Origin of the sequence: Chryseobacterium ginsenosidimutans (assembly GCF_039536845.1) — a bacterium.
GTDB lineage: Bacteria > Bacteroidota > Bacteroidia > Flavobacteriales > Weeksellaceae > Chryseobacterium > Chryseobacterium ginsenosidimutans_B.
In genome coordinates, this window is the sequence record NZ_BAAAZJ010000010.1 from 187343 (window position 1) to 199816 (window position 12474).

Here is a 12474-nt window from a genome sequence, read left to right on the forward strand (position 1 = left end):
ATTAATAAAGATGTTGCAGACGGGCAATTTTTAGTGATAGTATTTTGCATTAAATCTGCTCTATTGATTATGTGCATATATTTTTAATAATTTCCAGTTTATACTTGCCGTAACAATGAAACTTTTATATGAAGTAATACAACTAATTTTAAATAAAAGGGCTACTCAATTTAATGAGCTTTCACCGCTATTATCTGGTAAATTTATTTCCACTAAACATTCCTGTATCACTGTATTCCGCATCTTTTTTAATTTGAAATAAAATCAAATCACTTTCCGTTTTGGCTTCAAGCATTATATTTTCTTCAAAAATCACAGAATCTCCTTTGGTAATCGTCTCGTTTCCTATCTTAATATTTCCATTAAAGCAATAAAGGAAATTAATAATCTCCGCATTATTTTCTGGAACTTTGGCGGGGGTGCTTTTACTCAATCTTATATCGAAAATATTACTATCAACTCGTAGTTTCAAAGGGGCATTTTCTGCATTTCCCGCAACTAAGCGCCAAATATTTTCACTATAAATATTTTCAAACTGATAAAACTGAACTTTTGGAGGCAAATCATTTTCCGAAGGGCGCATAAAAATCTGAAGCATTTCAACATCTTCTTCTGCACTTTCTTCATGAGAAATACCACTTCCGGCATTCATCATCATCATGTAAGAACCATTCAAGTGCTCTTCATGCCCTGTGCTGTCTTTGTGAATCATTTTTCCGGAACGTATGTAAGATAAAATCTCATCGTCTTGATGCGGATGCATAGGAACTAATCCCGGAGGTTTAAATAAGGCATGATCGATTCTCCCGATTGTTAAAAAACCGGTATCTGTTTTACCTAGATTAGCACCTGGATACAGAATTTCTACATGAAAAATAGAATTTCCATGGGTATGTTTTTCTGAAGCTTTTATGATTTTCATAACTTTAATTTTAATAAAAAAAGAAACACAGGTGATTATAAAACCCATGTTTCTTTTCATGAATTAGCTGTTAATGATAGTTTAAAATTCCTACTAACTTCTGTCCGTTAGGGCTTGTCCAGTCAATAGCCAGTTCAGAAATAATCTGGTCAACAGTCGTAATGATTGCTCCTGCCTGTCTCATTCTTTCCAAAGCTAAATTATCTCCGTATTGAGTGTAAGAAGCAGATGCGTCTGCAGAAACCTGTACTTCATATCCTTCATCAAGCATTTGAAGCACTGGAAAAGTAACGCAAATCTCTGTGGTAACCCCTGCTACGAAAAGTTTTTTACGTCCTAAAGCTTTTACCGCTTTATTAAAACCGTCGTGGTGCATAGCATTTACAATTCCGGGGCGTTTGATACGTGCTTCGAATGCCTCCGGTAAAATTTCTTCCAGCTCAGGAATCAGCGGTCCCTGTACATATTCTTCCATGCTGGAAGTAAGGATTACAGGCATATTAAGCGCTTTTGCAATTTTTGCCAGTTTAATAGCGTTTTGTTTTACTAAGTTAATGTCATGTGAATGAGTCCATGCCATTGTTCCTACTTGATGATCAATAAGCAGCATTGCTGCGTTTTCCGGGTTGAATGCTTTTGTGTGCATAATGTAATTATTTAAATGTTAATAAAAATTTGTTTTTTAATACAACAGATTATCTGATTGTTGTACAGGACAAAATTATGCTCATTGCAAGCCTTAAAACGGTGATATTTGATACAAAAAGTTTGTGACAAATGTCAATGAATTTCAAATTTTTAAAAATAAAATATTGATTTACAATACCTTAAATCATAAAAACAATATTAGAATTGATATTACCTCATTTATGTAAAAAAATTAATTGACAATAATTACTGAAAAAACAGCTCTGAGAAAAATTGCCAACTCTTCGGGAAATGATGCCTAACTGTTGCCTTGTTCAAATTCACAATTTTGTACCGTCAATAACGACAAGCATATTTAATAATTTAAAAACAATAATATTATGGCACGCATTAAAGCATTAAATCCGGAAGAAGCTACCGGAAAAACAAAAGAACTTTTCGATACTGTAAAATCTAAAATGGGAATGGTTCCCAACATGATGAGAACTTTAGGAAACTCTCCCGCGGTACTTAATGGATATCTAGGATTCAATGCCGGATTAAGTTATTCTTCGCTTGGAGGAAAATTAGGAGAACTGATTGCGCTTACCGTAGCCAACGAAAACGGATGTAACTATTGCAACGCTGCACACAGTTTTGTTGGTGGAAAAATGGGAATCAGCGAACAGGATATTGATGATTCAAGAAAAGGTGTTTCTTCTGACTCTAAAATAAATGCAGCGTTAATTTTTGCAAAAGAAATTCTGAATAAAAAAGGAGCAGTTTCAGATGAATCTTTAGAAAAAGTAAGAACAGCAGATTTTGATGATGCTCAGATTCTTGAAATCTTAGCTCAGGTGTCACTTAGCATTTTTACCAATTATGCGAATATTTTAGCGGATACAGATATTGATTTTCCAAAGCTGGCTCCAATCTCTAAAAACTAATCAACAATTATAACTTAATGTAAATCTTAAACTTAAATACTTACAACAATGAAAACAATGTTCAATACAATCGATATCAATGGAGTAGAAATTTTTTACAGAGAAGCAGGTGACAGAAAAAATCCAACGCTGGTTTTGTTACACGGTTATCCAACTTCTTCACACATGTACAGAAATCTTATTAAAGACCTTTCAGATAAATATCATTTGATTGCGCCTGATTATCCAGGATACGGAAGAAGCGAACAACCTCCAATGAATGAGTTTAAATATACTTTCGACAATTTTGCGAAAATAGTGACAGAGTTATTGGCTAAACTGGATATTCAGAAATACAGTCTTTATTTAATGGATTACGGAGCTCCGGTAGGATTTAGAATTGCCTCTGCATCTCCTGAAAAAATAGATTCATTAATTGTACAAAACGGCTGTGCATATGAAGAAGGATTAGAAGATTTTTGGAATCCTATCAAAGCATACTGGAAGGATATTAAAGACAAAGAAGCAGAAAATACCCTTCGCGGTTTCCATGATCATAATGGTCTGAAATGGCAATATACCCACAGTGTACCGGATCCAAGTGTAATCTCTCCGGATAATTGGGAAATCGATTTGCGACATTTGGAAAGACCTGAAAATGGAGCGATACAGCTGGCTTTGTTCTATGATTATCAGAATAATGTGTCATTATATCCAAGTTGGCAGCAATATTTTAGGGATCATCAACCGGAGATGTTAATAGTATACGGTAAAAACGATTACATCTTCCCAAGTTCAGGAGCAGAAGCATTTAAAAAAGATGTTAAAAATCTTGAGTTCCATTTATTTGAAACTGGACATTTTGCATTGGAAAGTCATGGAGATGAAATTTCGGCAATCATCAATGATTTCCTTAACAGAAAAGTTAATAAGTAGTTTATTTTTTTGAATCGCTCCGTGAAATTTTGCAGAGCGATTTTTAATAAATTTCAACATTTGATTAAAAAAAATACATTAATAATAATAAAAGACGGAATTTTTTTAAATTTGGTAATTCGCTATTCTATAGTTGCCAATCTTACAAATAATTATAAAAAAATGTACGAACCGCTTTTTGATTATATTGAACGTTACAGTAATTCAGGTCTTTCACCTGAAGAAAAAACAATAATTCAATCGTTGCTCGTACCCAAAAAATTGCGAAAAAAACAATATTTTCTTGAGGAAGGCAATGCTTGTCTATATACCGGTTTTATTCTCAATGGGTCAATCCGTATGTTCAGTGTAGACAGCCATGGAATTGAATATATTATTCAATTAGCCGTTGAAAACTGGTGGGTTGTGGATCGCCAGAGTTTTATTAATCAAACTCCTTCAAAATACTATATTGAAGCATGGGAAAACACTGAATTGCTGCTTTTACCGAGACCTAATCTTGATCCGTTTCTGGAAATTCCTGCCATAAAGGCGATGTTCTGGAAAATGAGCGAAAACAATCATATTGCATCGCAGAAGCGCGTTGATGATGCGATAAGCCTTAGTGCTTTGGAACGCTATGAAAGTTTTGTGAAGCTTCATCCTGAGATGATACAAAGATTTCCTCTCCATCAGATTGCTTCTTATTTGGGGATTTCAAGAGAAACCTTAAGCAGAATTAGGAAACAAAGTTTTCGTTAGATTTCCAACTGCCTCGAAGAAATCGTAAAATTTTTAACAGGAAAGTGGCAGAAAGAACTGGATTATAAATTAATAAAAGAACTCTGGGCTTTTACAGATAACCGTATTGCCGTACGCTACGAATATGAATACTGTAATGCTGATGGGCAATGGTTCAGGGCTTATGGTAATGAAAACTGGGAATTTGACGAGAATGTTTTGATGCAAAGACGTTTTGCAAGTGTAAATGATTTGCTTATACAAGAATCTGAAAGAAGGCTTTAATATCTATTTGAAAAATACAGTCCATTAAATTTAGACTTTTCTTTCCTACCTACACTTGTTTTCATTGGATTCTTTATAAAGATATTTAATCGAGATAGTATAAAATTAAAAGACTTATTATCTACTGTAAGAAAGGATAATAAGTCTTTATTTTTGTACTCAGTAATTTAACCTTTTTTATTCCCACTATACATACCTCCTTTAAAAATAGAGCTATTTTCATCCGTAAAAAACAAAACTAATTCTGCTCCTGATGAAGTACTGATTGTAAATTTTTCGTCTTTGAAAACAAGCGCATCATTTTTTTCTAAACTAATCTCCTGATTTATCATTACAGAGCCTTGATAAACATACAGCAGGCCGGTAAGACCATCTTTAGGTAATTCAGGAAGGACAATGCTTGTATCTGCTGATAATCTTGTATCAAATATCCATGTCTGGCTGCTGAAACGGAATTTCGTTTCTACCCATGGCGATGCCAACAAGCGCCATTTGTTATCGCTGTAGAGCTCATCAAGATCCTGGAAGATTACTTCCGGTTTCAGATCTTTTTTTCCCGGTCTGATAAAAATCTGTAATCCTTCGTGTGGCTCAGCTTGTCCGTCAATATCTTCTTCATGATAAAACCTTTTACCGGCTTTCATCAGCATTATTTTCTTGCCGTCAAGGTTTTCACTGAAACCTTCAGAATCTGAATGTTTTACCTTTCCTGTGCGGAAATAAGAAAGAATTTCATCGTTGACGTGAGGATGCATAGGGATTTTATGTTTTCCCCGAAATGTCGCGTGATCTATTCTTCCGATACTTCCGATGCCTGAGTCTGCAGTACTATCTAAACCCGGATAAAGTATCTTGATCGGACCATGATCATTAAATGTAGTGCCTGATATTTTCTGTAACATAGCTTCTTTTTTTAATTAATATTTGTTTTGCTTTTACAAAGTTACCTTTGTCATACTCTGCCGGACGTTGATATTTGTCACAATCAATCATTACTCAGTCTTGTAATTACAGAATTTTTCTTTTCATTATTTATCACTCCTGTATTGTGACAAATGTCAACGTTTTGACATTATATGGTCTGTAAATTTGTCAATAGAAAAACTTTAAACTGAAAATTATGGAGTCAGGTATAAGAATCATTGATAAAGAAAAAGGAAAAAGATTGGGTGTTGCAGGAGGCAATTACAGGATAATAGTGTCAGGTGATGATACCAATCAAAGCTATGCGGTAATTGAAATGACGGTTCCGCCGGGAGGAGGTCCACCACCCCATTCTCATCCGGATACACATGAAACATTTTATGTGTTGGAAGGTGAAGTTGAATTTAAGACAGAGCAGGGAAGAACGACCGTTTCCGAAGGAGGATTTGTAATGATTCCTTTTGGTGGTGATATTCATTGTTTTAAAAATACATCATATTCTTTTGCCAAAATTATTTGTACGGTAATGCCTGCAGGTTTGGAAAAAATATTTGAAGCAATCGGACAGCCAGTAAAAGAAAATGAATTTTTACCCGTTCCCGAAATGACGGAAGAAAGAAAAAGCTTTTTAAAATATTTAGATGAGCTTCACGGACAGAAAACTTATCCTATCGATTATTTAGATTAAAAAATTATGATTTTTACAAATAATTTAAATGAAACATTGCAGGTCTGTAATCTGGATCAGGCAAATGCCGATATCGTTTCAAACGTACAAGAAACTGACATGACTTTTATTTGGAATACAGGAGAATCCATGAAAATAGAAGTAGATAAGAATGCTTATATTCTTGAAAGGAATCAGATTATATTTTTAACGGAATTCCATAAAATTGATTCTCTGGAGATTGAGTCTGCCAGATTGGTAAGGTTTAATCAACCGTTTTACTGTATTGTAAACCATGATAATGAAGTGGGAAGTAAAGGAATGCTGTTTTTCGGAGCTTCGGATATTCCTATCGTGACTGTTGATGAGGCTTTGAAAAGAGATTTTGAGTTATCGTGGGAGATTTTGTGCTTGGAAATGAACAAAACCGATATTCTTCAGCAGGAAATGTTACAGTCTTTGCTTAAAAGGATGCTAATCCTGTCTGTGAGAATTTTAGGGCAATCCAACAAATTCAATAAGCTTGAAAAAAATCAGAGTGATGTAATCAGGGAATTTAATTATTTGGTCGAAAGACATTTTGCAGAGCACCACGATGTTGCTTTTTATGCTTCAAGACTCAATAAATCTCCAAAAACATTGTCGAATTTATTTTCTCTTGTTTCTCAACGGGCACCGCTTCACATTATTCATGACAGAATAATGATTCATGCAAAAAGACAGATTAATTATACCGGTTTATCCATAAAAGAGATTGCTTACGAACTGGGATATGATAATATTCAGACTTTCAGTCGGTTTTTTAAAAGTAAAGAAGGGGTTTCGCCTGTTCATTACCGTAAAAAAGTTACGGAGTCGGTGTATTAAGTATCAATTTAAAAATAAAAATTATGAAAGATAAAATTACGATGCGTGCTGCCTATTTTGAACAACAGGGAACAGCAGCCGATGTTTTGCAGGTAAATCAATTACCGATCCCTGTTCCCGGACAAGGGGAAGTTCGCGTCCGTATTATTGTATCAGGGGTAAATCCTTCTGATATAAAATCGAGAACAGGTTTTTGGGGTCCTATGCTTTTTAACAGAATTATACCACATCAGGATGGTGCAGGTATCATAGATGCTGTAGGAGAAGGAATAGATCATGTAAGGATAGGCGAAAGAGTTTGGATATATGAAGCACAATATGGCAGAGCAAATGGAACAGCATCCGAGTATATTGTGATTCCTGCCAATCAGGCTATACGACTACCTGAAAATGTTTCTTTTGAGACTGGTGCAAGTTTAGGAATACCAGCGATGACTGCCCATTATTGTTTATTTGCAGACGGGGATATCGCAGGGCGAAGGGTATTAATTCAAGGAGGAGCAGGAGTCGTTGGTGAAGCTGCAATACAGCTTGCCAAATGGTCGGGTGCATGGGTTGCAGCTACAATACGAAATCCCGAAGATGAAATACGTGTCCGTGGAAAAGGAGCAGATCTGGTCATCGACATGAGCAACCAAGACGTAGCTGCAGAAATTAAAAAAGCAACAAATGGTCAGGGCGTAGACAGAATTATCGAAGTTGACCTGAGCTCCAATTTAAATATTAATCTTGCAAGCATAGCAACTGGTGGAGTAATAAGTACATATTCTGCAAAAAATCCTGGTGAAAGTTTAGCCCTGCCAATATTAAATTCTATGAAAGATAATATTGCGTTCCGGTTTGTATATGTTTATACAATGCCTGAAGAATCTAAAAAGAAAGCGATTGAAAATATCACTCGTTGTATTAATGAAGGAAAATATAATCCTACTATTGGACTCACTGTTCTTTTTGATAAGATCAAGGAAGCACATGATGCGTTGGAGTTTCATAAGGTTAAAGGGAAAGTCCTTGTGCGGATTTCAAATGATGAAAATTAAAAAATATTTTACACGCTCCAAGTACCCGTTGATTGGTCTGAAGCTCCACAAATTTAATCGTTAAAATAACCAAATAAAAAGCTGTATGTAAGACTTACATACAGCTTTTTATTTGGTTACTTTTAGATATATCTTAAAGATATTTAGCAAGATTGAGTTCAACATCGCCATAAGTCTGTACACCTTTCGCCATTAAATTCTTTATCCTGTCTTCAGCTTCCGGTTTTCCCAATGCTTCGAAAAATAGGGTTTGAGTTTTCATAATATCTTCATTTTTAGGAATTACTACTCTTTCGTTTATAACAGATGTAATGGTTGTAATGATATTTTTATCAAATGAAGCAATTCTATTTGCTAAATTTTCAGCAAAAGTATCCAGTTCGTAGTCCGGAAATGCACGATTTATCCAACCATAATTTGCTGCTGTTTCAGCACTAAAATCATCACCGCTAAGCAAATGCCTGGGTGATAAAGTATCTCGCTCTTCTTTTATCATTTAAGTCATACAACCACCGGTAAAAAAGTGATAGTAAATCTGAAATTTGTGTTAGACCGACCGAGTGTATCTAATCTATCTTTGCTTAAACAATTTGAAGTCCAATAATTAAAATATTTCAAAATGGAAAAGCAGACTAAAGTATTAATTACCGGTGCCACAGGCAAGAGCGGCGGTGCTGCCATAGACGAACTTTTGAAAATGGGTTATCCTGTCAGGGCAATGGTTCACAGCATTGATGAACGTTCACAAGAACTTGTGCGGAAAGGCGTAGAAGTCGTAGTTGGCGACTTGTTAAACCTCAATGATATCTCCGCTGCTATGAAAAGCATCGATACCGCCTATTTGTGTTTTCCCATCTTAGTACCGGGAGTATTACAGGCTACTGCTTATTTCGCACAGGCTGCTGTGGAAAATGGGTTGAAAGGTATCGTCAACATGTCGCAGATATCAGCAAGACGTGAAGCGAAAAGTAATGCTGCCCAGGATCATTGGGTAGGCGAACAAATCCTGAATAATACAGGCATACCGGTAACCCATTTAAGACCGACTTTCTTCGATGACTGGTTTCTTTATATCCGGGATGGCATTCACACCAATAGTTCCATTGTATTGCCATTTGAAAATGGCCGCTGGGCCCCTGTTGATTCTGCAGACCTGGGCCGCGTAGTCGCAAGGGTTGCAACCAATATTGATGACTATAAAGAACAGGTACTTAAACTCTATGGCCCGGAAGAATATAATGTCTTTGAAATGAGCGAAATCATTTCAAATGTACTGGGCAGGACAGTAAAGTATGAACCTGTAACCATTGGCCAATTTTTTGAGATCAATTCAAAAAGAGCTGCAAGCGAACATTTTGTCCAGCATGTTACCCATGTGTCCGAAGATTGTGTCAATGGCATCTTTTCAGGGACAAATGATCTGATCGAAACCATTACCGGTAATAAGCCAACAACGCTTGCTGATTTCTTTACCCGCAACAAAGCCTTGTTCGTATAACCATCGGTTCATTTACTGTAAGCCTAAATGGGCTTGGGTTTGGTGTTTGTAGCGCAAGTTTGGTGAGAGCAAACATGATAAATACAGGCAGGTAAATAAGTGTTAGTAATTCTGAAATTCGGGTTAGCACCTCCCTCCACATCCGTTGTACCTTTGATTTATCAAATATCCAATAACATTTAGCAACAGGGTATTACAAAAAAATAATTTAAAACAATCATTAAAATTTAAGATCATGAAACAGAAAGTTTGGTTTGTAACAGGCGCCAGCAAAGGATTTGGCCTTGAAATCGTAAAAGCTGTACTTGCCTCCGGCGATAACGTAATCGCTACTGTGCGTAATAATGCGACTGCCCTGCAGGATGATTTGGGCAATCCGGAAAATTTACTGGTCGTTACGATGGATGTGGTCAATGAAGCAGCAGTAAAGCAGGCTGTGGCAGACGGCATAAGCCGGTTTGGAACACTTGATGTTGTAGTTAACAACGCGGGATTTGGTATTGTAGCTGCCATAGAGGAAGCCTCTGATGACGAAGTAAGGAGACAATACGATACCAATGTCTTTGGCTTGCTGAATGTCGTACGTGCGACCTTACCTCATCTGCGCGAAAAGAAAGCCGGCCATATCATTAATATTTCCTCGCTTTTTGGTTATGGAGCCTTACCTGCCTGGGCTTTATATGGCTCTACCAAGTATGCTGTTGAAGGCATTTCTGAAGGCCTTGCCCTGGAGCTTTCTCCATTCAACATTAAAGTTACGGCGCTTGCCCCGGGATTGTTCCGCACACAGTTTTTAAATGCACAGTCTTATTCCCTGGCAGCTACCGCTATCTCAGATTATAACACCACCACGGTTGGGCAAATGAGAAATGCTCCTGATGCCTTACACGGTAACCAACCCGGCGATCCGTCCAAACTTGCGAAAGTCGTAGTGGAACTTGCGGCTGTAGAAAACCCGCCCGTCCATCTGCCTGTTGGCCTGGATTCACTGCAGACCTACCGGACTAACCGCGATAAAATGAGTGAAGAAATTGAGGCCTTGGCCGGAAAGTTTACACCAACCGAAATCGATGATTAAAACATACAGCCATGAAACGCGCTATCCTAAACAAGGAATTGTGGTATTCCTTCATTGCGATCATCAAATATATTCCCAGGGCCATCATCACACCACAGGTAGATGGGATGCTGTTTTACACCCCACAAAAACAGGCTGAGTTCAGGGCAAGGGTACAAAGTCTCACCTCTAACTCCAAACGGGTTTGGGGAACGATGAGTGTTGCTCAGATGCTGCACCATCTCTCTTTGTCCCTTGGCGGGGCACTGGGCTATTTCAAGCTCTTTGATGAAAGCTACGGGTTGAGCCGGACGCTGTTTAAATGGATACTGGTAGATTTCTTTCCTGAACAACCAAAGGGATTGCGTATGCCACTGAATTTCATTATTCCGCATGACCAACAATTCGATTTTGACCAAGAGAAAAAACTTTTGCAGGAAATATTGGAAAAGGCATGGCAGACACCTACAGAAGACTGGGGACCGCATCCGCTGTTTGGAAAACTTACCCGCAAGCAATGGGGTAAACTGGCGCAGATCCATGTGGATTATCATCTAAGACAATTCAATGCCTGATTATCTTATAAAACTATTTTAAAACTTATTGCAATGAACAAGTATCAAACCATATTCGATAAGCAAAAAGCTTATTTTAATACCGATGCCACCAAGTCTTATGAATGGCGCATCGATCAACTGAATCGCATGCAACGCATGTTGCTCGAAAATGTACAAGCCCTACGAGATGCCGTGGGCAAGGATTTCAAAAGCTCCTTTGCTGAACAGGTCTTTGAAACGGATGCCGTTGTAGGCATTGCCGAATACACCAAATCACAATTGCAGGAGTGGATGCAGCCTGCTGAAGCTCCTGTACCAAAATTCCTTGCTGATACCGGCCACAAGGGCATGGTTTACCGTGAACCTTATGGCGTTACCCTGATACTGGGACCGTTCAATGGCCCATTGTTATTATTGCTGCATCCGGCCATCACAGCTATTGCAGCGGGTAATCCTGTAATCTTAACAACATCCAATGCATTGCCTGAAAGCGGCGGGTTGTTGCAATCACTGATACCTTCCTATTTTGAAGAGGAATCCGTTGCTGTTGTTGCCGGCGGCCGCGAAGCGATAACCGAGCTGTTAAAGCTTCCGTTTGATTTTATCTTCTTTACCGGCAGTACCGGGGTTGGTAAAATAGTGGCACGCGCAGCAGCTGAAAATTTAACGCCTGTACTATTGGAACTCGGCGGACAAAACCCGCTCATCGTGGATCAGACAGCTGATATTGCGGACGCAGCCCGTAAGGCAGTTTGGGGGGCAACGGCCTGGGGCGGCCAATGGTGTACATCACCGGGGTATGCTTATGTACACGAATCCATAGCGGAGGCATTTACACAGGAAGCAAAAAAAGCTTTAAGGGAAATGTATGGCGACAACCCCAAAAACAGCCCTGATTATTCCAGAATCATCAACGCAAAAGAAGTACGGCGAATGGTTGATTTGATTGACCCGGCAAAAGTAATAGCCGGTGGAGATTATGACGAAGACGCCCACTACTTTGCACCGACTATCGTATATCCTGTAAGCTGGAACGATAAGATTATGGAGGATGAAGTATTTGGGCCTGTTTTACCCATATTAACCTATAAAGAAACGAGTGAAGTCGTAGCCAACATCAAAAAACGACCAAAGCCATTGGCAGCATTCATTTTTAGCAGTAATCAGGCTAATATTGATTTTCTGCTACATACACTCTCTTTCGGTGGCGGCGCGGTTAACCAGGTAAACATTCATCTCTATATTTTGTCTATGCCCTTTGGAGGCGTTGGAAGTTCCGGGATTGGTAATTATTATGGCAAGTCAGGCTTTGAATCATTAACACATGCCAAGTCGATATTACATGGCCCTTCAGGAAAATCCATAGAACATTTGATCCCGCCATATACGCAGGAAAAGATTGCAGGATTGAACCAATGGTTTCTTTATTAAAAATGATTACTTTTAAT

14 protein-coding genes and 1 pseudogene are annotated in these 12474 nt (G+C 37.9%); 11 read left to right on the forward strand and 4 right to left on the reverse strand.

The window, feature by feature from the left end:
- Positions 1 to 190 precede the first annotated feature (190 nt).
- Both ABD745_RS12860 and ABD745_RS12865 read right to left on the reverse strand, forming a co-directional pair.
- Positions 191 to 922 carry a pirin family protein gene (locus tag ABD745_RS12860; protein ID WP_344830421.1) on the reverse strand — a complete coding sequence of 244 codons (732 nt, stop codon included), beginning with the start codon at positions 920 to 922 and terminating at the stop codon, positions 191 to 193.
- A 70-nt stretch (positions 923 to 992) separates the two neighbouring features.
- Positions 993 to 1568, reverse strand: coding sequence for an isochorismatase family protein (locus ABD745_RS12865; protein ID WP_344830426.1), 576 nt, complete (start codon positions 1566 to 1568; stop codon positions 993 to 995).
- Positions 1569 to 1950: 382 nt separating this feature from the next.
- On the opposite strand from ABD745_RS12865, the gene ABD745_RS12870 reads away from it, so the two are divergent.
- The 4 genes and pseudogenes from ABD745_RS12870 to ABD745_RS12885 form a co-directional block, all read left to right on the forward strand.
- Positions 1951 to 2496 (forward strand): carboxymuconolactone decarboxylase family protein, encoded by a 546-nt coding sequence (locus ABD745_RS12870; RefSeq protein WP_344830428.1) that lies wholly within the window; start codon positions 1951 to 1953, stop codon positions 2494 to 2496.
- A 48-nt stretch (positions 2497 to 2544) separates the two neighbouring features.
- Complete coding sequence (locus ABD745_RS12875) at positions 2545 to 3411, forward strand: alpha/beta fold hydrolase (protein ID WP_344830430.1); 867 nt, start codon at positions 2545 to 2547, stop codon at positions 3409 to 3411.
- 162 nt (positions 3412 to 3573) lie between these two features.
- Positions 3574 to 4152 (forward strand): Crp/Fnr family transcriptional regulator, encoded by a 579-nt coding sequence (locus tag ABD745_RS12880; protein ID WP_344830433.1) that lies wholly within the window; start codon positions 3574 to 3576, stop codon positions 4150 to 4152.
- Between the two features lie 6 nt (positions 4153 to 4158).
- Positions 4159 to 4416 (forward strand): annotated as a pseudogene (locus ABD745_RS12885) (DUF1348 family protein); the annotation flags it as partial.
- Between the two features lie 167 nt (positions 4417 to 4583).
- Here the strand turns inward: ABD745_RS12885 and ABD745_RS12890 are convergent.
- Positions 4584 to 5318 carry a pirin family protein gene (locus ABD745_RS12890; protein ID WP_344830435.1) on the reverse strand — a complete coding sequence of 245 codons (735 nt, stop codon included), beginning with the start codon at positions 5316 to 5318 and terminating at the stop codon, positions 4584 to 4586.
- A 218-nt stretch (positions 5319 to 5536) separates the two neighbouring features.
- Between ABD745_RS12890 and ABD745_RS12895 the strand changes: the two genes are divergently transcribed.
- Genes ABD745_RS12895 through ABD745_RS12905 form a run of 3 tightly spaced genes read left to right on the forward strand, consistent with a single transcriptional unit; the run spans position 5537 to position 7914 of the window.
- Positions 5537 to 6028, forward strand: coding sequence for a cupin domain-containing protein (locus ABD745_RS12895; protein WP_344830438.1), 492 nt, complete (start codon positions 5537 to 5539; stop codon positions 6026 to 6028).
- 6 nt (positions 6029 to 6034) lie between these two features.
- Positions 6035 to 6874: a helix-turn-helix domain-containing protein gene (locus ABD745_RS12900; protein WP_344830441.1), complete on the forward strand. Its 840-nt coding sequence runs from the start codon at positions 6035 to 6037 to the stop codon at positions 6872 to 6874.
- 23 nt (positions 6875 to 6897) lie between these two features.
- Positions 6898 to 7914 carry an NADPH:quinone reductase gene (locus ABD745_RS12905; protein ID WP_344830444.1) on the forward strand — a complete coding sequence of 339 codons (1017 nt, stop codon included), beginning with the start codon at positions 6898 to 6900 and terminating at the stop codon, positions 7912 to 7914.
- Between the two features lie 133 nt (positions 7915 to 8047).
- On the opposite strand, the gene ABD745_RS12910 is transcribed toward ABD745_RS12905, so the two are convergent.
- A complete protein-coding gene (locus ABD745_RS12910; RefSeq protein WP_344830447.1) occupies positions 8048 to 8410 on the reverse strand; it encodes an enoyl-CoA hydratase/isomerase family protein in 363 nt (120 codons plus the stop codon).
- A gap of 123 nt (positions 8411 to 8533) precedes the next feature.
- Here ABD745_RS12910 and ABD745_RS12915 point away from each other — a divergent pair, with 123 nt between their 5' ends.
- The 4 genes from ABD745_RS12915 to ABD745_RS12930 all read left to right on the forward strand — a co-directional run bounded on the left by ABD745_RS12915 (position 8534) and on the right by ABD745_RS12930 (position 12457).
- A complete protein-coding gene (locus ABD745_RS12915; RefSeq protein ID WP_344830450.1) occupies positions 8534 to 9412 on the forward strand; it encodes an NmrA family NAD(P)-binding protein in 879 nt (292 codons plus the stop codon).
- Between the two features lie 235 nt (positions 9413 to 9647).
- Complete coding sequence (locus tag ABD745_RS12920; protein WP_344830452.1) at positions 9648 to 10490, forward strand: SDR family NAD(P)-dependent oxidoreductase; 843 nt, start codon at positions 9648 to 9650, stop codon at positions 10488 to 10490.
- 11 nt (positions 10491 to 10501) lie between these two features.
- Positions 10502 to 11044, forward strand: coding sequence for a DUF1569 domain-containing protein (locus ABD745_RS12925; protein WP_344830455.1), 543 nt, complete (start codon positions 10502 to 10504; stop codon positions 11042 to 11044).
- 33 nt (positions 11045 to 11077) lie between these two features.
- Positions 11078 to 12457: an aldehyde dehydrogenase family protein gene (locus ABD745_RS12930; protein WP_344830458.1), complete on the forward strand. Its 1380-nt coding sequence runs from the start codon at positions 11078 to 11080 to the stop codon at positions 12455 to 12457.
- Positions 12458 to 12474: the final 17 nt, after the last annotated feature.